This window comes from Streptomyces sp. NPDC058195, assembly GCF_042883525.1.
Taxonomy (GTDB): Bacteria; Actinomycetota; Actinomycetes; order Streptomycetales; family Streptomycetaceae; genus Streptomyces.
In genome coordinates this window covers 40,954-60,890 of the sequence record NZ_JBHVVM010000011.1, presented here as the reverse complement: position 1 = coordinate 60,890, position 19,937 = coordinate 40,954, and the positions used below count along the sequence as shown (strand labels likewise).

Below are 19,937 nucleotides of genomic sequence, written 5' to 3'. Positions count from 1 at the left end.
TCAGCGGCCGCCTTGCTGCTTGGGTGGCTTGCACTCGGCCCCGGCGGGCGTGCCCGCGGGCACGTACGCCTTCGGGACGACTCCGCAGACGTAGTTGTCGAACCAGCGGCCACTGCCGAGGGTGTTGCCGACGAGCCTGCTGTACGAGCCGGCCATCGAGAGCACCTTGTCGAGACTCTTGCGGTTCTTGACCAGTACGGCGGTGACCCGGCCGAGCGAGTCGAGGGTGGGCTTCAGCTGCTTGTCGTTGTCCCGTACCAGGCCGCTGAGCTGGGTACCGAGGCTGCGGGTGCCGGTGAGCAGCTGGTGGATGGCGTCGCGGCGGGCCTGGATCTCGCCGAGGAGCAGATTGCCGTCCTCCAGCAGGGTCTCGAAGCTGCTCTTCTTGTCGGCGAGCGTCCTGGTGAGCTGTTTGCTGCCCTTGAGGAGCGTGGCGAGCTGGGCGTCGCGTTCGGAGACCGTCTTCGAGAGGGCGGAGAGCCCTTCTGCCGCGCTCTTCACGTTCGGCGGGGAGTCCTTGAAGGTGGCGGAGATCGTCTCGAAGCTCTTGGCGAGCTGCTCGGTGTCGATCTCGCCGATGGTCTCGCCGAGCCCGTTGAACGCCTGGGTGACGTCGTACGGGGAGGTGGTGCGGCTCGTCCGGATGCGGGTCCGCGGGTCCTGCGCGGCGTCACCCAGCGGGTCGACGGCGAGGTACTTCTCGCCGAGCAGGGTCTTGATGGCGATGCCGATGGTGGAGGAATTGCCGATCCAGACGTCCTTGACCCTGAAGCTGACCTTCACCTTGGGCCCGTCCAGCGTGACGCCGGTGACCTCGCCGACCTTCACTCCGGCGACCCGCACCTCGTCGCCCTCGGCCAGTCCGGCCGATTCGGTGAAGTCGGCGCTGTAGGTGGTGCCGCCGCCGATGAAGGGCAGCGAGTCGACGCGGTAGGCGCCCAGGCCGATGAGGGCGAGGACGAGCAGTCCCACGACGGCCACGGCCACGGGGTTGCGTTCCCGTACGGGTGTGATCCTCATCCCTGGCACCTCGGCTTCCTGACCTCGATGCCGGTGGGCGGGGCGCTGCCGTCCTCGGTGGTCACTCCGCTGACCTTGGCCTCGCAGAGGTAGAGGTTGAGCCAGGAGCCGTAGGAGACCAGCCGGGTGATCGCGGACATCTTCGCCGGGGTCTTCTCCAGGAAGTTCTCGATCTGCGGTGTCCCCTTCTCCAGCTGGCCGGAGAGCCTTCCGAGCTGCTTGATGTCCTGCTTGAGGGGTTCGCGCCCGTCGTCGAGCAGATCCGCGGTGACGGTGGTGAGCGCGCCCATCGCGGTGACGGCCCGGCCGAGCGGTTTACGGTCTCCGGCGAAGCCGGTGACCAGCTGCTGGAGGGTGTCGACGAGGTCGTCGAAGCCCGCCTCGCGGTCGTTGACGGTCTTCAGGACCGTGTTGAGGTTCTTGATCACCTCGCCGATCACCTTGTCCTTCGCGGCGACCGTTCCGGTCAGCGAACCGACGTGCTGGAGGATGCTGTCGACGGTGCCGCCCTCGCCCTGGAGCACCTGGACGATGGAACCGGCCAGCTGGTTGACGTCGGGCGGGGAGAGACCTTCGAACAGGGGCTGGAAGCCGTTGAAGAGCTGGGTCAGGTCGAGGGCGGGGGTGGTGCGGGAGAGCGGGATCGTCGCCCCGGCGGCGAAGCTCCGGCCGACCGGCCCGGCTCCCTGGTCGAGGTCGATGTACCGCTGGCCGACCATGTTGAGGTACTTGATCGAGGCGTTCACCGAGGCGGGGAGCTTGCGTCCCTTGCGTACGGCGAAGGCGACCTCGGCCAGCCGCTTGTCGGCGACCTCGATGGACTCGACCTGCCCGACCTTGACCCCCGCGATCCGGACGCTGTCGCCGACGACCAGTCCGGTGACGTCGGTGAACCTGGCCCGGTAGGTGGTGGAGTCGCCGACGCTCGTGTTGGCGATGGACAGGGCCAGCACGCTGGTGGCCAGCACGGTCACCAGGACGAAGACGATCGATTTCGTGAGCGGACCGGCGAGAGAGCGGCGCTTCACTTGAGCTTCACCTCCGCACCGCGGAAGGCCGGACCGATGAGCACGCTGCTCCAGTCGGGCAGGGTCTGCGGCTGGACTTTCAGTGAGGGAGCGACCAGTTCGTTGACGAGCTGGCTCTCCTGCGGGGAGTTGGGCATGCCGAGACCGGACCGCGGGCCCGGGGGCGTGGCGTCGGCCGTCCGGCCGGCGGTGCCGGTGGCGGGCGCGGTGACCGGGGCCGCCGTGCGGGCGTCGGCGGTCGGTGCGGCCTTGCCCATGTACGGCACGGAATAGCAGTGCGGCCCGCCGGACGCGCGGTAGACCGGGGTGTCCCGGCCGGGCACGTATTTGCCCTTCGACTTCACCGGCTTGACGGTGACGTGGAGTCCTGGCCGGTCGGTGCCCTTGCCGAGCGCCTTGTCCATGGCAGGGACGAATCCGGCCAGGGTCCGCAGGGTGCAGGGGAACGAGGACGAGTACCGGGCGAGCGTCTCCAGCGTCGGCCTGCTGGCCGCGGAGAGCCGGATGAGGTTGTCCTTGTTCTCCTGGAGGAAGGAGGTCAGGTCGCGGGCGGAGGCGGTGGTGGAGCCGTAGAGCCCGGCGAGCTGTGCTTCCTGCTCGGCGAGGGTGCCGCTGGTGGTGGTGAAGTCGGTGAGCGCGTCGAGGATGTCGGGGGCGGCGTCCCCGTACACCTTGGACACCTTGACGAGTTCCTTGATGTCCTCGTTGAGCGTGGGCAGCTGGGGGTTGAACTTCGCCAGGTGGGCGTCGAGCGTGGCGAGGGTGTCGCCGAGCTTCTCGCCGCGCCCCTGGAGTGCCTGGGAGACGGCGCCGAGGGTGGCGGCGAGCTTCTCCGGTTTGACGGCCGTCAGCAGCGGAAGCACGTTGTCGAGCACCTGCTCCAGCTCGATCGCGTTGCTGGAACGGTCCTGCGGGATGACCGCTCCGGCCCGCAGCGGCCTGCTGGACGGCAGCGACGGGGGGACGAGGGCGACGAACCGTTCCCCGAAGAGGGTGGTGGGCAGCATCTGGGCGGTCACGTCGGACGGGATCCGGTCGAGCTTGCCGGGGTCGATGGCGAGGGTGAGCCGGGCCCCGTCCCCGTCGGCCGCGATGTGGCGGACCTGCCCGACGACGACACCGCGCAGCTTCACATCGGCGTTGTCGTGCATCTCGTTGCCGACGCTGGAGGTGCGTACGGTCACCGTCGCGTCGTCGGTGAAGTCCTTGCGGTAGACCGAGACGGACACCCAGACGAGTACGGCGGGTACGAGGAGGAAGGCGACTCCGGCAAGTCTGCGGCGCACGGTCTGCGTGCTGTGGGAGATCATCAGCCGGCCACCTTCACCGTCGTGGTCGCGCCCCAGATCGCGAGCGAGAGGAAGAAGTCGGTGACGCTGATGAGCACGATGGCGTTACGGACCGACCGCCCGACCGCGACGCCCACCCCGGCGGGTCCGCCGGTGGCGTGGAAGCCGTAGTAGCAGTGGGCGAGGATCACCATCACGCTGAAGATCAGCACCTTGAGCACCGACAGCAGCACGTCGTCCGGGGAGAGGAAGAGATTGAAGTAGTGGTCGTAGGTGCCCGCCGACTGCCCGTTGAACAGGACGGTGACCAGGCGGGAGGCGAGGTACGAGGAGAGCAGCCCGACCGCGTACAGCGGGATGATCGCGACGACCCCGGCGATGATCCGGGTGGAGACGAGGTACGGCATGGACCGCACGCCCATCGCCTCCAGGGCGTCGACCTCCTCGTTGATCCGCATCGCGCCGAGCTGGGCGGTGAACCCGGCGCCCACGGTCGCGGAGAGCGCGAGCCCGGCGACGAGCGGGGCGATCTCGCGGGTGTTGAAGTAGGCGGAGATGAAGCCGGTGAACGCGGAGGTGCCGATCTGGTTGAGGGCCGCGTACCCCTGGAGTCCGACGACGGTGCCGGTGAAGAGGGTCATCGCGACCATCACACCGATGGTGCCGCCGATGACGCCGAGACCGCCGCTGCCGAAGGCCACCTCGGCCAGCAGCCGCTGGACCTCGCGCAGATAGCGGCGCAGGGTCCGGGGGATCCAGATCAGGGCGCGTACGTAGAAGGTGAGTTGTTCGCCGGATCGGTCGAGCCAGCTGAGCATCGACATCGGTCAGCTCCCCTTCGCGGGGACGATCTGGAGGTAGATCGCCGTGAGGACCGTGTTCACGAAGAACAGCAGCATGAAGGTGATGACGACCGACTGGTTGACCGCGTCGCCGACGCCCTTGGGTCCGCCGCGCGGGTTGAGTCCCCGGTAGGCGGCGACGATGCCCGCGATGAAGCCGAAGATCAGCGCCTTGACCTCGCTGATGTACAGGTCGGGCAGCTGGGCGAGGGCGGAGAAGCTGGCCAGGTAGGCGCCGGGGGTGCCGTGCTGGAGGATCACGTTGAAGAAGTAGCCGCCGAGCGTGCCGACCACGGAGACCAGGCCGTTGAGCAGGACGGCGACCAGCATGGTGGCCAGGACCCGGGGGACGACGAGGCGCTGGATCGGCGAGACGCCCATGACCTCCATCGCGTCGAGTTCCTCGCGGATCTTGCGGGAGCCGAGGTCGGCGCAGATGGCCGAGCCCGCGGCGCCGGAGATCAGCAGGGCCACGATGATCGGGCTGGCCTGCTGGATGACGGCCAGGACGCTGGCGCCGCCGGTGAACGACTGGGCGCCGAGCTGCTGGGTCAGCGAACCGACCTGGAGGGCGATGACGGCGCCGAACGGGATCGACACGAGTGCGGCGGGCAGGATGGTGACGCTGGCGACGAACCAGAACTGCTCGATGAACTCCCGTACCTGGAAGGGCCGCCGGAAGACCTCACGGCTCACCGTGGCGGCGAGGGAGAACAGCTTCCCGGTCTCGCGGAGCGGGGCGAGCAGCCGGCTCGGCTGCTTGCGCGGCGCGGCCCGCTGCTCCTGGGGCCTCGGTACGTCCGCGGAGGACGGTTCGGGGGGCGGCAACGGCATGGGGGCCGTCATGGGCGCTCACCGCCGGCCGCCGGGGTGTAACTCTTCATGATCGCGGTGCGGGCGGCCTCGGGCAGCTGGCCCATCATCGACATGACCCGCTCCCGGCGGCGCAGCGCGGCCTGCCGTACGGGCATGCCGGGCGAGGGCTCCAGCTGCGGGACGACGGTGCGCGGCGCGTTGGCGGAGCTGATGCCGACCCCGTAGCCGCTGACCTCCTCGGCGGCGAGGGTGGCGGCGTCCTTCTCCTCGGCCATCCCGATGGGTCCTTCGCGGCGACCGGCGAGGAACTGGGAGACGACCGGCAGATCGCTGGTGAGCAGTACCTCGCGGGGCCCGAAGGTCACCAGGTTGCGGCAGAACAGCATCCCCATGTTGTCGGGGACCGTGGCCGCGATGTCGAGGTTGTGGGTGACGATGAGCATCGTCGCGTCGATCTGGGCGTTGAGGTCGATGAGCAGCTGGGAGATGTAGGCGGTGCGGACCGGGTCGAGTCCGGAGTCGGGTTCGTCGCACAGGATGATCTGCGGGTCCAGCACGAGGGCGCGGGCCAGTCCGGCACGCTTGCGCATACCGCCGGAGATCTCGCCGGGGAGCTTGTCCTCGGCGCCGAGGAGACCGACGATGTCGATCCGCTCCATGACGATGCGACGGATCTCCGATTCCTTCTTGCGGGTGTGCTCGCGCAGCGGGAACGCGATGTTGTCGAAGAGCGACATCGACCCGAAGAGAGCACCGTCCTGGAACATGAGCCCGAAGAGCTTCCGGGTCTCCATGATGTCGCGTTCCGGACTGTTCACCATGTCGACGCCGTTGATGAGAACGCGTCCTTGTTCGGGCTTCAGCAGACCGATGATGGATTTCAGGAAGACGGTCTTTCCCGTACCGGAGGGACCGAGCATCACGCTCACTTCTCCGGCGGGCAGCGTGAGGGTGACGTCCTGCCAGATGTTCTGCTTGCCGAAGGACTTCGTGAGGCCTTCGACGACTACTTCGATTCCCATCGGCCCTCCTTCGAAGTTGTGGTGAACGAACTCATCTGTCAGCGCTCCGGCTCTGAGAAATCCAATGGCGGCTCGTCACACATGCACCAGGAGGCGCACACGCTATGTCCGTCGAAACCGCCAGGACAAGCCGTTGAGCAGCGGAAATCGACGAATCTGGGGTGCGGCGCGAAGTACTTGTCACCAAGTGACAAACCCGTTCGGCGGCTTTGTCGAAAGGTGCGCAAGCCCTCCGGCCCGCAGATAGGGGCCCGACGGCCGGCGAGGCCGGGTCCACCCGGGCCCCGAGGTACCGGGCGAGCAGCCGTGGATGCGTTTCCTCGCTGCTCAACCGGGACGCTACGACCCGGTAACCTTCTTAGCAATACTGGATCGTAAACTTTCTGTGGGCTGAAACACGTTCTCGGCTCTTTTTGTTGTCCGGTGAGCATTCGACCTCATTCGCTTATGCATAAGTGAGTGGGTTCGGTGTGCCGGCCGGAAGGCCCGTCACATACGTCCGCCCCACCCGGAAGCAGCCGGGTGGGGCGGACGAAGAGGCGGAACGGGTATTACTGGAGGAACGTGACCTGGTATTGGCCCTGGAATCCGGCAGGATCCCCGGTGTTGATGAGACCCGCGCAGCCGGAGGCGCTCGCGACTCTGATGCCGGTTCCGTTGGTCACGGCGAAACGGCTGGTCGTCTCGTCGAACGAGGCGTTGCCGAGGGCTCCTGATATCACGGCGGTACAGGTGCCCAGAATCGAGTCGAAGGCCAGGGATACCCGGAAGCCCGGCACTACCCCTTGCTGGACGCCTCCCGACGAGGACTGCGGGGAGAACGCGGCACCACCGGACAGCGTCGCCTGGCCGGTCATACCCAACGGGCCCGTACACGTCCACGCCGCCTGCGCGATCGCGTAGTCCGCACCCGACGCGGTGCTGGTGTCACAGGTGACGGCTCCGCCCGGCAGCCGGAACTCGGCCGTGGATCCGGGTAAGAGCTTCGCCGTCCAGCTCCGGGCGAGCGGCACGGGGGCCTCGCCTGCGGAGGCGGCGTACGCGGAAGGCACCGCCGCCGCGGTCAGCGCGCCGACCGCCGCCGCGCACCATAACCGTCCGGTCCGGTTCCTCATGAGCACCTCGCCCCTTCCCCGGCTACTTCGCCACGCCCGCGTGCCAGTTCTCCGACAGGAGCCGGCCCGCGTTGGGCGCCGACGCTCCCGGCAGGGCCAGGCCCGCCGTGTAGGTGGCGGCGTTGTTGAGCGTGAGGCTGTTCTTGCCGGAGGCCGAGGGGAGACCGGTCTTCAGGTTGACCGCCCAGTTCAGCTCGCCGAGGGTCAGCGGACCGCAGCCGCTCACGCCGGGCACCGCGAAGGCCGCGTCCCCCTGCGCGTTGCCGGTCAGCTCGATCCGGTTGAGGAAGCCCCCGGTGTTCGCCGTGCCGTCCGCGTCGAAGCGGCGGCTGCCGATGGCGGGCTGGGTGAGGTTGCGCGGGCTCAGCACGATGGGGTCGGAGGCGGTGCCGATGTAGCACTTCGAGCCCAGGAACGGGTTCTCCAGGTGGATGCGGACCGGGATGTTGACGATCGTCTTCCCGCTCTGCATGCCAGCCGTCAGGTCGAAGTTGGTGGGGGTACCCACCGACTGCACCGTGGCGACGACACGGTTGAGGTTGTTGTCCGTCAGCTGCTTGCAGATGTCGGAGACCACCGGGATGCCGCTCGGGCACATGATCCCGAGCAGTCCGCCGGGGATCTCCGTCGGTGCTCCCACGATCGATCCGCCCGCGGCCGGGACGACCTTGGACGCGCCGGTCGACGTGTTGCGGATGATGCCGAACTGAAGGTCGTTGGCACCGGTCGTCGCCTCGGTGTTGCCGAGCTTGATGGAGCCGCTCTCGGAGTGCGAGGACACGCACATCGCGATGTCGGTGACACCGTCCGCGGCCAGCATGGCCGGGTCGTCGACCGGACAGCGGCTGAACGGCGCCCAGTTGCCGTTCATCCCCTGCGCGGAGACGGCGCTCGCCGGTGAGGTGCTCAGCGGGATGCCGACGGCCACCGCCGCCAGCGCACCGAGGAGGGCGGGTCTCACGCTTTTCGAAGCAGCTCGCATGGTTTGTCAGCCTTTCTGGGAAACGGGGCAGCACGTACGGAGAAACGGTCGGCGCGTGCCGGGGAACGGCCGGCACGGGGTGCGGAACGTCAGCGTTCGGGGGTGGGCTTCTGCGGCTCGGGGCAGTTGGCCGGGGCCCCCTCGACGCAGAGCGGGGACTGCATCATCTTCGTGTAGTTGTCCGGGCTGGAGAGCGAGGCGATGAAGAGGTTGTCCAGGTCCTCCGTCGCCCCGCACCCGGAGAAGGGCGGCACGTCCGGGTACCCGATCAGCGGCCCTCCGTTCTTCACCGTGTAGCCCTTCGAGCCCTGCCGCCCGGTCTCGCCCTGGCCGACCAGCTCCAGCTGCATCGGAGTGGCGCTGCGGCAGTTGGGGCCGACGTCCAGCGGTTCCCCGTTGACGGACACGTCGTACAGACGCAGGCTCACCGGGACCACCGCGGTGGTCGTCTCCTTGTACTGGCCGTTCGCGTCGGGCACGGAGTCACCCATCGTCGCGATGGAGATCCGGTCCTCCAGGGACAGCTCCAGCTTTCCCGTCGTCGGCATGAAGCCGAAGGTGAGGAACGTGGCCTCGGCGGGCGGCATCTGGGGCTTGCCCTGATAGTCGAGCGTGCCGTCACTGACCAGCCAGCTCTTCATGGCCGTCCCGCACCTGAGGAAGGAGACCGAACTGTTGAGATTGAGCCGGAGGTGTCCGGGGTCCTTGAACTTCACGGCTCCGTCGAGTTTGTTGACGTTGCTGTAGCCAGCCATGTAGCCGTGCGCCGGCTTCGGCACCTGCGGGATCGGGCCGGTCACGACCGTGCAGCCGTCGGGTACGGGGACGCCCGCCGACGGGGCCGGGCCGTCCGCGTCCGCCCGAGCGGTCGCGGACCGGTCGGGGAGCACGTCGCCGGACAGCTCGGGCGACGTCCCGCCCGGAGGCGTGGCACCGGCCGGCCGGGGAACCGCGACGGAGGCCAGCTCGGCGCTCTGGTCCGGATCGGCCCGGCAGGTGACGGACCGCGGTGACGGCACGTCCCCGGAGCCCTTGGCGTCGCGGACGGTGAGGCCCACGTCCAGCTGTCCGGCGGAGAAGATCACGTCGCCGCTCGACCTCGGAGTGATCGTCGGCACCTCGCCGGTGGCCCGCAGGGCGATGTCCCCGGTGTCCGGGACGGCGGTCTCGGCGATGGCCAGCCCCTGCCAGGGCACCTCGGTGCCCTCGCCCCGCTGGGAGACCTCGGTGAGCAGCCGCGCCGATCCCGAGACGAGCGGCGACTCGATCCCCGGCAGGTCGGCCAGGGCCGCGCGCGGCAGCGCGAAGGAGAGGGACACGTCCTGCGGCTGGATCTCCGTCCCGACGCCGGAGCTGACCGGCAGGTCCGCCTCGACGTGCACCGCGACCGGCTGCGTACCGGACGGCAGGTCACAGCTGTACGCGATGTCCGCCTCGGCGGTACGGGTGTCCGCCGCCGATCCCGTGCCCGGCATGAAGCCCGCCACCAGCGCCAGCACGCCTACCGCGGCGACCCGCACGGTGGTACGGGCCGGTCCCCGGCCTTCCGCCTCGGTCCGCTCGTCGCGAGGGGCTCTGATTCTCATCTCGACATACCTGCTGTTCGTCTCGGAATACTGCGCTCGACGCGGGGAGGGCGCGCACGGAGCAGCGACGGCGGGCCGCGGAACGGAGGCGAACCCCCCGCTCCGCGGCCCTTCGTTGCCGCTGTCGGCGCGCCTGCCTCAGGAGAAGGTGATGGACAGCGGGGCGGCGACCTTGTACGTCGCGTCGAACGTGGCCGAGTCACCCGCGTTGAGCAGACCCGCGCAGTTCGTGGCGCTGTCGACCTTCAGACCGGCACCGTTGTTGATGTCGAGCTCGTTGGTCGCGTTGTTGTACGTCACGTTGCTCACGGTGCCGCTGATCACGGCGTTGCAGGTCCCGAGGATGGTGTCACCCACGAGGTTGACCTTGACCCCGCTCAGGCTTCCGGAGGTGATGCCGCCGCTGTAGGTGCTGGCGTTGATGCTGATGGTCGAGCCAGCGGCGAGCGAGGCCTGGAAGCTGGATCCGAGCGGTCCGGGACACGGGGTGGCCGCGGATCCCCAGATGACCGAGGTGATCTTCGCGATACCGGCGCCGGTGCCGTACGTGCCGTTCACGGCGGTGCCGCTGGCGGAGGACACCGAGCAGTCGACCTGCTGGCTGGTGTTGGTGTCGACCAGGGTCGCCACCGTTCCCGACTTGAGCGACGCGGTGAAGCCGCCGCCCGCGATGGAGTTGTTCACGGTCCACCCCGCGAGGGCGGTGGCCGAGGCGGACGTCGCGGCGAAGCCGAGCGCGGCGGCGGCGACGGTGGTGGCGAACAGGGCGCGGCTGAAGGTCTTGCTCACGGAACTTACCTCCGGGAAGTGGAGTTGGACGTACCCGATTACCTCGCTCCGGAGCCGGGGAATGGCTCGCTACGAGGGCGGCTCACATCGTGGAACGCAGAAGTCGATGGACTCGACTGCGTGATCGAACTCCGTGCGGCTCGAACGTTACGAGCCAGTAGACCGACGCGGCAATACCCGGCGCAGAAATTCCGTGGACGGGTCCGCAAAAGCATTCTGCCTTAGCGACAACTCAGCAGATCGCCACGATTTTCTATCCGAAAGTGAGTAGTTACGGCCGTGTCATATGCCCCTCGGGGGGTCCGACACTCATCACAGACACACTGGGCGAGGACCCGCCCGCCCTTCGAACACCCTGCTACCGGTCAGTAAGATCACGGTCGGCGCGGCCGGATCACGCTCCGGCCAGGCACGCCCCGTCCCGTCGGTGCCGTACGCCCGGCCGCCGCGGAGCCCCGGCCCTGGCGCCACCGAACCGGATGCGCCCCTTCCGGCAGAGCTCCGACGAATTACTATTCCAGCCCGTCGGCCACATCCCCGGACCGCGAATCCGGAGCATTTCCCGGGCGAGTAATTCACGGCCCCGAATACGCGCTTCCGCCGCAAGCGCAGCGGCCCGCACACCCCTTGACCGCACCACTCCGGGCGGATGCCCACCAGTCGCACGAATCCCCACCAATCCCCCGTCCGAAAGCCCGTTACCCACGGTTACTTTCTTGTCGCCCCCGGAGTAGTTGTCCGAAAAACATTGTCTTGAAGTGAGCAGTCGTGCCCCACCTGCACCGAAGCGCCACAACGAGGCCGAGATATGTTCTCCTTGCACTTCGATCTTGTCGAAGTAGTGGGCACGGCCGCTGACTTGGTCTATCTTCATCGCGGACTTGGTACGCACCTGATCGGTTCGTGGGAGCGCTCTCCCCCGCCTGACCCCCCACCGGGCGCCGGATAGACGAGGGGACAGTCATGCCAGCACTCATACAGCCGTCGGACACGGGGGATCCGCTCGGGCCGCTCCCCCAGGAGTTCGCCGCCATCATGCGGCCCGAACTGCCGAGCCTCATCAAGGAGATCGGCGTCGAGGTCACCCGGGCCTACCCGGAGTACGCCCGGCTGCTCAGCGGCCCCAACGGGCAGGCCATCCGGGTCGGTGTGGAGCAGAGCCTCTCCTCCTTCGTCGACCTGGTCGCCGAGCCGACCGCGTCCACCTCCCTGCGCGACGACATGTGCCGCCGGTTCGGCCGCTTCGAGGCGTACGAGGGGCGCACCATGGAGACGCTCCAGGGCGCCTACCGGCTCGGGGCCCGGATCGCGCTGCGGCGGGCGAAGAAGGTCGGCCGGAGCTACAACTTCTCCCCGGCCCTCATGCTCAGCTTCGCCGACGCGCTCTTCGCCTACATCGACGAGCTGGAGTCCCTGTCCCGGGAGGGCTTCCTGGAGGTGCAGTCGCAGACCGGCGAGCAGAGCGAGGCCATGCGCCGCCGGCTGCTGCACCTGATCCTCGCCGGGCGCCCCGCGCCGCGCAGCGCCATCGCCGAACTCTGCGAGCAGACCGGGTGGACGCTGCCCGAGCAGGTCACCCTGGTCGCCGTACGCCCCCCGGCCACCCTGGACCGGGCCGTGGCGGACCGCGACGTACTGGCCGATCTCAGCGATCCGCAGCCCCACTTACTCATCCCCGGCCCCTTCGACGAGGCCCGAAGACACATGCTGGACGAGGCGCTCCTCGGCACCCACGCCGCGATCGGCCTGACCGTACCCACCGCCCTGGCCTCGGACTCGGTCCGCTGGGCCCGCCGCGTGCTCGAACTCGTCGACACCCAGGTCATCGACGACGCTCCCGTCATCCTCTGCGAGGACCACCTCACCACCCTGTGGCTGCTCTCCGACCCGGTGCTGGTCGACCAGCTGGCCCAGCGAGAACTCGCGCCGATCGCCGCCATCAGCGCCACCCGCCGGGAGCGGCTGGTCGAGACCCTGCGGATCTGGCTCGACACCCGGGGCACCGCGGCCCACATGGGCGAGCTGCTGGATGTCCATCCGCAGACGGTCCGGTACCGGATGCGCAATCTGGAGTCCATCTTCGGTCACCAACTGACCGATCCCGAGAGCCGGTTCTCCACCGAGGCCGTGCTGCGGGCGCTCCAGCTGCGTTCCCGTGGCGAGGAATCGACGCCCTGACCCGGCGTTCAGCCGGAGCACGATCCTCTCCCCACGTCAACTTACCTGCGGGTAACGCGAAATAGACGGTCACTCTCAAACGGTTGCCACACGGAGACGTTCTCAACGAGAAACCCGGAACCACGTCCCGTACACATGGAGGGGTCGGCCGCCGTACCCGGCGGCCACGCCCCACACGCCTCCTGGTCGACCATTCCGAGAGGGAACCACCCATGACCGCCTCACACCTGCTCGTCCCCGTGCCGATCCCGGACCGGGTCGTCGCGCTGATCGGGTCCTGCATTCCGCCGCACATCCTCCAGGCGGAGTTCGACGCCGCGTGCGCCGCACGCGAGGCGCGCGGATACCGGGGCCCGCTTCTCTGCGACGAGGACCGGGCCGACCGCGAGCAGGCGCTCTCCGAACTGGCCCGCGCCAACAAGGTCCTCGCCGCGCACCACCCCCGGCTTCCGGTGCGCCCCGACAGCTGCTGGTGAACACCCCCCGGGGAGAATGCCGGGCATCGGTCCACCGCCCGCAGCTCCGCACCCTGGAGGAACCCTCATGCCCGCCGTACCGCGCCCGTCCGTCCTGTACGTCACCGACCTCGCCTACCCGGCACGCGGGCGGCGCTACTGCGACGAGGACATCCGTCTGACCGCACGGCTGCGGGAGGATTTCGACATCGCCCTGTGCCACCCCCAGGCCGCCGCCGCACTGCTGGACGGTTTCGACACGGCCGTCATACGCAACAGCGGTCCGGTGCTGCACCACCAGGAGGCCTACGAGGCGTTCCGCGCGCGGGCCCGGGAGCTGGGCACCCGGGTCTACAACCCCTTGCACGGCCGCGGTGACATGGCGGGCAAGCAGTACCTGGTCGATCTGAGCCGGGCCGGACACCCGGTGATCCCGACGGTGGACCGGGCGGCCGACCTGGCCTCGCTGCCCGAGGCAGCCGCGTACGTGATCAAACCGAAGCTGGGCGCGGACTCGGTCGGGCTCCGGTTCGTGACGCAGCCCGCGCTGCCGGAGAGCGAGGACGGCACCCTGCTCGTCCAGCCCCGGATCGACTTCCGCTACGAGGTGTCCTTCTACTTCATCGACCACGACTTCCAGTACGCGCTGTACGCGCCGGACCCGGAGCAGCGGTGGGCGCTGGAGCCGTACGCGCCGGACGCGGCGGATCTGGCGTTCGCCCGCGGCTTCGTGGAGTGGAACAGCCTGGACCAGGGCATCCAGCGGGTCGACGCCTGCCGCACCGCGCAGGGTGAGCTGCTGCTCGTCGAGCTGGAGGATCTCAATCCGTATCTCTCGCTGGACCGGGTGGACGCGTCCGTACGGGAGGCCTTCGCGGCCCGGATGGTGACCTCGCTGCGGGATCTGCTGGCCTGACGCCTCGTCCGGCCGTCCCCCGCATGCGCGGGGCACCGGCCGGTGTGAGGGTGCAAGCGTGACCACTGCCAGCGAGACCGCCCCCGCCGCGCGGAGTACGGCGGCGCCGACCGTGCTCGATCCGCGCCGCCGGAACATCGTCTTCGCGACGATCGTGCTGGGCATCCTGCTGGCCGCTCTGGACCAGACGATCGTCGGCACGGCGCTGCCGACGATCGTCTCGGATCTCGGCGGCGCCGCCCACATGTCCTGGGTGGTCACCGCCTATCTGCTGGCGGAGACGGTGGCGACGGTCCTGGTCGGCAAGTTCGGCGACCTCTTCGGGCGGAAGATCATCTTCCAGCTGTCGGCCGTCATCTTCATCACCGGCTCGTTCCTCTGCGGCCTCGCGACCAACATGACCCTGCTGATCGTCTGGCGCGGTCTCCAGGGCATCGGGGCGGGCGGACTGATGGTCACGTCGATGGCGCTGATCGCCGATGTGATCCCGCTGCGCGAGCGCGGGAAGTACCAGGGCGCGATCGGTGCGGTCTTCGGAGTGTCGACGGTGGTCGGGCCGCTGCTCGGCGGGCTCTTCACCGACCATCTGAGCTGGCGCTGGGCCTTCTACGTCAATGTGCCGATCGCGATCGCGGTGGTGATCGCCGCGGCCCGGACGATCCCGTCCGTCAGAGCGGCGGGCCGCCCCGTCATCGACTACCTGGGCATCGCGATGGTCACGGTCGGCGCGAGCGCGCTGATCCTGGCGACGAGCTGGGGCGGCAACGAGTACGCCTGGGGCTCGCCCGTCATCCTCGGGCTCTTCGCGGGCGGACTCCTCGCACTGGTGCTCTTCTGCCTGGTGGAGTTCCGGGCGGCGGAGCCGATGCTGCCGATGCGGCTCTTCAGGAACCCGGTGTTCACCGTCTGCTCCGTGCTGAGCTTCATCGTGGGCTTCGCCATGCTCGGCGCGATGATCTTCCTGCCGACGTATCTCCAGTACGTGGACGGCGACTCCGCGACCCTGTCCGGGGTACGGACGCTGCCGATGGTGATCGGACTGCTGGCCGCCTCGGTCTTCAGCGGCAACGTGGTGTCCAGGACCGGCCGGTACCGGGTGTTCCCCCTCGTGGGCTCGGCCGTCATGGCGGTGGGGCTGTATCTCCTGTCCCGGATGGGGCCGGACACCGGGGTGTGGCTGGAGTCCCTGTACATGCTGGTGCTCGGCGTCGGCATCGGGCTGGCCATGCAGGTGCTGACCATCGCCGTGCAGAACACGGTCGACTACACGGACCTGGGTACGGCGACGTCGGGCGTGACGTTCTTCCGCACCCTCGGCAGTTCCTTCGGCACCGCGGTCTTCGGGACGATCTACGCCAACGCGCTCAAGCCCCGTCTCACCGACGGCATCACCGCCGCGGCGCGGGCCGGCGGCGATCCGGCGACGCTGACGAAGGCCGCGCAGAGCCCGGCCGGGCTGCACGCCCTTCCCCCGGACCAGTCCGCGCCGCTGGTCCAGGCGTACGCGGACAGCCTGCACACCGTCTTCCTGTGGACGGTGCCGGTCGCGGTACTGGGGCTGGTCGTGGCGTTCTTCCTGAAGGAGGTGGAGCTGCGCGACACCGCGCGGGCGGGCTCCACGGACATGGGCGAGGGCTTCGCGCAGCCCACCACCGGTGACTCGGCCCGGCTCCTCGAATTCGCCGTGGCCAAGATCCTGCACGGGGCCGGGCCGGAGACCGCCCGCCGGATCGTCGCGGACTCGGACACCCGGCTGGACATGGCGGGCGCCTGGGCGGTGATGCAGGTGGAGCTGTTCACCCGCATGGTGGGCCACGCGGGGCTGCGGCTGATCGCGGCCCGGCACCGGCTGCCGCACGAGGTGCTGGTACCGGTCTTCGACCGGATGATCGAGGAGGGCTATCTCACCGGTGACGGCCATCTGTTCGCGCACACCGCGGCCGGGCGCCGGGAGGCGGAGGTGATCACCGAGGCGTGGGCGCGGTGGCTGGGCGAGCGCCTGGACGAGCACGGGGCGCGCCCGGACGACCAGCGGCTGCGGGCGGCGGTGGACGTGATCGCCAAACGGCTGCTGGCGGAGGATCTGGAGCAGGCGCTGTCGCCGTCGCCGGAGAAGGTGCTGGCGGGAACGGGGGGCTGACGGGGCCTGCCGGAGCAACGGCAACCGGGCGGGGCCCGGCGGCGGGGGCCCGGCCCGGTCCTCGCGCGTCAGTCGACGAACTCCCCGTCCGCGTAGACCCAGGCGCCCTCGTGGCGGACGAAACGGCTCTTCTCGTGGAGGGTGCCCGGCTGCCCCCGGTCGGTGAAGTGCGCACGGAAGGTGACCGTGCCCGTGGTGTGGAACGCAGTGCCGTCGGTCGTCTCCAGCACCTCCAGGCGCACCCAGCGCGTCCCGGGATCGAAGTCGACGGCGGGCGGCCGGGTGCCGGGGTGCCAGCTGCGCAGCAGGTACGCCTCGTCCCTGACGACGAAGGCGGCGTACCGGGAGCGCATCAGCGACTCGCAGGTCGGCGCGGCGAGCATCCCGGCGTGCAGACGGCCGCAGCACTCCGCGTACGGCGCGGGCAGGCCGCACGGGCACGGGGACTGTGCGGTGACCGCGGGGGTCCGTGCCGCAGGGGTGGCGCTCCGGCCGGATCGTGTGGTGCGTCGTGACATGCGTCCATTGTGGCCCGCGCGCCGGCCCGTCCGCGGCCCCGGGGTCAGGGCTTGCGGGCCACGCCCGCGTAGCCGGGGATCGGCTCGTCGCCGGGGACGTCGACGGCCTCACCGAGCTCGGGGTGCCAGTCCGCCGAGAGGGAGAGCCCGGGGTCGACGAGGTCGAGGCCGTGGAAGAACCCGGCGACCTCGGCGTGCGAGCGCAGCCGCAGCGTCATCCCCCGGGACCGGTACATCGCGGACGCCTCCGCCGCCCGCTCGGGGGCGAAGTCGCCCGTGGTGTGCGAGAGCACCAGGTAGCTCCCGGAGGGGAGCCGCTCGACCAGGCGGTCGACGAGTTCGGCGGCGCCGTCCTCGTCGTCGACGAAGTGGAGCAGGGCGAGCAGCGACAGGGCGATCGGCTGGCCGAAGTCGAGAACCTTCCCGGCCGCCTCAAGGATGGTCTCCGGCCTGCGGGCGTCGGCCTGGATGTACTCGGTGGCACCCTGCGGGGTGGAGCGCAGCAGCGCCGCCGCGTGGGCGAGGACGATGGGGTCGTTGTCGCAGTAGACGACGCGCGCGTCAGGGGCGGTGCCCTGGGCGATCTGGTGGAGGTTCGGCTCGGTCGGTATGCCGGTGCCGATGTCGAGGAACTGGCGGATGCCCTGCTCGGCGAGCCACCGGGTGGCCCGGTGCATGAAGGCGCGGTTCACCCGGGCCATGTCGCGCCCCCGCGCGTCGAGGGCGAGCAGCTGGCGGGCCATTTCCTCGTCGACCGGATAGTTGTCCTTGCCGCCGAGGAACCAGTCGTACATCCGGGCCGGGTGGGGCTTGGTCGTGTCGATCTCAATGCCTCGGGGGTCGTGCCCGGTCATAGCGCGCTCCATGGGTGCAGAGGTCGGCGAACAACAAGAGTCTGCGGCCGACGCGGGCCGCGCCGCTGAGGATTGGGGCAAGAAGTCCGGTCCGGTCCCGGAGACCCGCGGCACGCATCCGGCCCGTCCCGGCAGGGGACCGGTGGCTCAGGTGAACAGGAAGTCCGCCTGGCCCGACTTGGCCCCCTGGACGAAGGCAGCGATCTCCCGGGGGGTGTAGATCAGGGCGGGCCCGTCGGGGTCCGCGGACTGGCGTACGGCGATCCTTCCGTCGGACAGCTTCATCGCCTCGACGCAGTTGCCCCCGTTTCCCCCGCTCCACGGCTTGTGCCAGCCCTCGGTGCCGAGTTCGGCGGCCGGCATGCCGTTGTAAATGGGATCCATCACAGCTCCTTGCGGAAGTCCCGGAGGATTTCCTTCGTGCGTGGTGCAGTCGCGGCCTGAGCCGCCATGCGGTCCATGACTTCGAGGTAGGAGGCCACCTCGGGGCGCGCGTCGAAGTAGACGGCGCCGGTCAGGTACTCGCTGTAAACCATGTCGGGCAGTTCGGGGACGGCGAAGCGGAAGAGGACGAACGGCCCGTAGGTGCCCGGGTGGTGTCCCGTCGAGAACTGCGCGATCTGCAGCGTCACATGCGGCATCTCGGTCGCGTCGAGCAGCCGGTCGATCTGCGCGCGCATGGCCTCGGCACTGCCGACGGGGCGGCGCAGCACCGTCTCGTCCATGACCACCCACAGCTTCGGCGCGTCCGGGCGGGTGAGCAGGGACTGGCGCTCCATCCGCAGCGCCACGTGGCGCTCGATGTCCTCGGGCTTGGTCTGGCCGATGGCACCGGTACGCATCACCGAGCGGGCGTAGTCCTCGGTCTGGAGCAGTCCGGGGACGAAGTGCGGCTCGTACATGCGCAGGAGGCTCGCGGCGCCCTCCAGGCTGACGTACATGCTGAACCAGTCGGGCAGCACGTCGTGGAACCGCTGCCACCAGCCCGGCCTGTTGGCCTCCTCGGCGAGTTCCACGAAGGCGTCGGACTCGTCGTCGGACACCCCGTACGCCTTCAGCAGCACCTGCACGTAGGGGATCTTGAGCGCGACCTCGGCGGTCTCCATCCTGCGGATGGTCGCGGGCGCGACTCTGAGCACCTTGGCGGCCTGGTCGCGGCTCAGGCCGACGCGCTGCCGCAGATCCTGCAGGCGCTTGCCGAGAACGACCTGACCCACGGTCGGGGCGGACCGCGGTTCGCTCACTTCAGACCTCCCCATGCGCTGTTTGCGAGCAGTGTGCCATGCGCGGGCTGACCAGAACACAGCCACTCTGAAAATTTCAGAGTGCCCCTTGCCAAGTGTTCACGACAGGGGGAGAGTTGGTGAGTGAACCAGTTCACGAAGTCGCGCCCGCCCTCATTCGCATGGGGAAGCGGAGCGTGATACAGCCCCCACTGTGAGGAATCGGTTGTGGCACCTGGCAGTGCGCTCATCCCCCGGCTCATGGATCTCTGTCCCGGGACGGAGGCGCTCCGGTACTGCTTCGCCCTGCCCGCGCACCCCGAGTCGGTGGCCGGTGCGCGCAGACTGACCCGGGCCCGGCTCGACCAGTGGCGGCTCGACGCCGACACCCACGAATCGGCGGTCCTGATCGTCTCGGAGCTGGTCACCAACGCCGTGGTGCACACCATGAGCTCCCGGGTCGTGTGCGAGCTGCGCCGCCTCGACAGACGGCTGCGGATAGCCGTGCAGGACCAGGGGCACCAGCCGGGCGGGCCCCGGCTGCGCCATGACTCCGACGACGAGCACGGGCGCGGTCTGCTGCTCGTCGACGCGATGTGCGGTGCCTGGGGTTCGCGCGACGCGGGCAACGGCTCGGGGCGCATCGTCTGGGCGGAGCTGGCACACGGCCCGGGGTTCCCATGCTGAAGAACGCGGTGTCCCATCTGCTCGCGGGTCGGCGGGTGCCCGGACCGAGGCCGCCCAGGACGGTGCGGCTGCCGGTGCCCCCCTCGCTCTCGGCGGAGCTGGGCTGCGACGCGGTGGGGGTGCCCGCGCGGTACGGCTTCCGGCTGCTGTCCCATCTGCCGCGTACCGGCTGTGTCTTCGCGGAGGCCGACCGCTGGTGGTGGATCGTGCCCGCCGGTTCCGACCTCGACCTCGGCTGGCCCCCGCAGACGGCCTACGCGAAGGGGGCCTTCGTCCCCGCGTCCCGGCCCCGGCTGATCCACCTGCCGGACTCCCCCACGCCGTACACGCCGCCGATCCCGTTGTTCCTGATGGTGTGCCAGGTGATGGGTGTGACGCCGTCATGGGAGTCGTCGGGAGCCCCCTCGGGAGCTCCCTCGGGGGACGAGCGCGCCATCTCCGCCCTCTGACCCGACCGGGACGTCGCGGATCGACCGG

General features: G+C 69.5%; 20 protein-coding genes. 6 read left to right on the top strand and 14 right to left on the bottom strand.

What is annotated here, in order from left to right; translation table 11 throughout:
- The 10 genes from ACFVWY_RS16015 to ACFVWY_RS15970 all read right to left on the bottom strand — a co-directional run bounded on the left by ACFVWY_RS16015 (position 1) and on the right by ACFVWY_RS15970 (position 10,489).
- Positions 1–1,020: an MCE family protein gene (locus ACFVWY_RS16015; protein WP_389872100.1), complete on the bottom strand. Its 1,020-nt coding sequence runs from the start codon at positions 1,018–1,020 to the stop codon at positions 1–3.
- Positions 1,017–2,048 carry an MCE family protein gene (locus ACFVWY_RS16010; protein ID WP_389872097.1) on the bottom strand — a complete coding sequence of 344 codons (1,032 nt, stop codon included), beginning with the start codon at positions 2,046–2,048 and terminating at the stop codon, positions 1,017–1,019. The genes ACFVWY_RS16015 and ACFVWY_RS16010 overlap by 4 nt, the downstream gene beginning before the upstream one ends.
- The gene (locus ACFVWY_RS16005) at positions 2,045–3,358 is read right to left on the bottom strand and encodes an MCE family protein (RefSeq protein ID WP_389872094.1); all 1,314 of its coding nucleotides are present in this window, start codon (positions 3,356–3,358) and stop codon (positions 2,045–2,047) included. The genes ACFVWY_RS16010 and ACFVWY_RS16005 overlap by 4 nt, the downstream gene beginning before the upstream one ends.
- Positions 3,358–4,161 carry an MlaE family ABC transporter permease gene (locus ACFVWY_RS16000; protein ID WP_389872092.1) on the bottom strand — a complete coding sequence of 268 codons (804 nt, stop codon included), beginning with the start codon at positions 4,159–4,161 and terminating at the stop codon, positions 3,358–3,360. The genes ACFVWY_RS16005 and ACFVWY_RS16000 overlap by 1 nt, the downstream gene beginning before the upstream one ends.
- 3 nt (positions 4,162–4,164) lie before the next feature.
- Entirely contained in the window at positions 4,165–5,025 is an 861-nt protein-coding gene (locus ACFVWY_RS15995; protein ID WP_389872090.1) for an MlaE family ABC transporter permease, read from the bottom strand.
- A complete protein-coding gene (locus ACFVWY_RS15990; protein ID WP_389872087.1) occupies positions 5,022–6,017 on the bottom strand; it encodes an ABC transporter ATP-binding protein in 996 nt (331 codons plus the stop codon). Before ACFVWY_RS15990 ends, ACFVWY_RS15995 begins: the two co-directional genes overlap by 4 nt.
- 551 nt (positions 6,018–6,568) lie before the next feature.
- Positions 6,569–7,132, bottom strand: coding sequence for a hypothetical protein (locus ACFVWY_RS15985; protein ID WP_389872084.1), 564 nt, complete (start codon positions 7,130–7,132; stop codon positions 6,569–6,571).
- A 22-nt stretch (positions 7,133–7,154) separates the two neighbouring features.
- Positions 7,155–8,114, bottom strand: a complete 960-nt coding sequence (locus tag ACFVWY_RS15980; protein WP_389872081.1) for a hypothetical protein — start codon at positions 8,112–8,114, stop codon at positions 7,155–7,157.
- Positions 8,115–8,203: 89 nt separating this feature from the next.
- On the bottom strand, positions 8,204–9,700 hold the full coding sequence (locus ACFVWY_RS15975) for a DUF6801 domain-containing protein (protein WP_389872078.1): 1,497 nt from the start codon (positions 9,698–9,700) through the stop codon (positions 8,204–8,206).
- A 138-nt stretch (positions 9,701–9,838) separates the two neighbouring features.
- Complete coding sequence (locus tag ACFVWY_RS15970; RefSeq protein ID WP_389872076.1) at positions 9,839–10,489, bottom strand: hypothetical protein; 651 nt, start codon at positions 10,487–10,489, stop codon at positions 9,839–9,841.
- A gap of 963 nt (positions 10,490–11,452) precedes the next feature.
- On the opposite strand from ACFVWY_RS15970, the gene ACFVWY_RS15965 reads away from it, so the two are divergent.
- From ACFVWY_RS15965 to ACFVWY_RS15950, 4 genes are all read left to right on the top strand, one after another.
- Positions 11,453–12,667, top strand: coding sequence for a helix-turn-helix domain-containing protein (locus ACFVWY_RS15965; RefSeq protein ID WP_389872073.1), 1,215 nt, complete (start codon positions 11,453–11,455; stop codon positions 12,665–12,667).
- Between the two features lie 212 nt (positions 12,668–12,879).
- Positions 12,880–13,143 carry a hypothetical protein gene (locus ACFVWY_RS15960; protein ID WP_389872071.1) on the top strand — a complete coding sequence of 88 codons (264 nt, stop codon included), beginning with the start codon at positions 12,880–12,882 and terminating at the stop codon, positions 13,141–13,143.
- A gap of 67 nt (positions 13,144–13,210) precedes the next feature.
- Entirely contained in the window at positions 13,211–14,038 is an 828-nt protein-coding gene (locus tag ACFVWY_RS15955; RefSeq protein WP_389872068.1) for a hypothetical protein, read from the top strand.
- 58 nt (positions 14,039–14,096) lie between these two features.
- Positions 14,097–16,178, top strand: coding sequence for an MDR family MFS transporter (locus ACFVWY_RS15950; protein ID WP_389872066.1), 2,082 nt, complete (start codon positions 14,097–14,099; stop codon positions 16,176–16,178).
- 68 nt (positions 16,179–16,246) lie between these two features.
- Here ACFVWY_RS15950 and ACFVWY_RS15945 read toward each other — a convergent pair whose 3' ends face one another.
- From ACFVWY_RS15945 to ACFVWY_RS15930, 4 genes are all read right to left on the bottom strand, one after another.
- On the bottom strand, positions 16,247–16,696 hold the full coding sequence (locus tag ACFVWY_RS15945) for a YchJ family protein (protein WP_389872063.1): 450 nt from the start codon (positions 16,694–16,696) through the stop codon (positions 16,247–16,249).
- A 44-nt stretch (positions 16,697–16,740) separates the two neighbouring features.
- Entirely contained in the window at positions 16,741–17,550 is an 810-nt protein-coding gene (locus ACFVWY_RS15940) for an SAM-dependent methyltransferase (RefSeq protein ID WP_389872061.1), read from the bottom strand.
- A 147-nt stretch (positions 17,551–17,697) separates the two neighbouring features.
- A complete protein-coding gene (locus tag ACFVWY_RS15935) occupies positions 17,698–17,934 on the bottom strand; it encodes a DUF397 domain-containing protein (RefSeq protein ID WP_389872059.1) in 237 nt (78 codons plus the stop codon).
- A complete protein-coding gene (locus ACFVWY_RS15930) occupies positions 17,934–18,794 on the bottom strand; it encodes a helix-turn-helix domain-containing protein (protein ID WP_389872056.1) in 861 nt (286 codons plus the stop codon). Before ACFVWY_RS15930 ends, ACFVWY_RS15935 begins: the two co-directional genes overlap by 1 nt.
- A 207-nt stretch (positions 18,795–19,001) precedes the next feature.
- Between ACFVWY_RS15930 and ACFVWY_RS15925 the strand changes: the two genes are divergently transcribed.
- Positions 19,002–19,460 carry an ATP-binding protein gene (locus tag ACFVWY_RS15925; protein WP_389872054.1) on the top strand — a complete coding sequence of 153 codons (459 nt, stop codon included), beginning with the start codon at positions 19,002–19,004 and terminating at the stop codon, positions 19,458–19,460.
- Positions 19,454–19,909, top strand: coding sequence for a hypothetical protein (locus ACFVWY_RS15920; protein ID WP_389872051.1), 456 nt, complete (start codon positions 19,454–19,456; stop codon positions 19,907–19,909). Before ACFVWY_RS15925 ends, ACFVWY_RS15920 begins: the two co-directional genes overlap by 7 nt.
- Positions 19,910–19,937 lie beyond the last annotated feature (28 nt).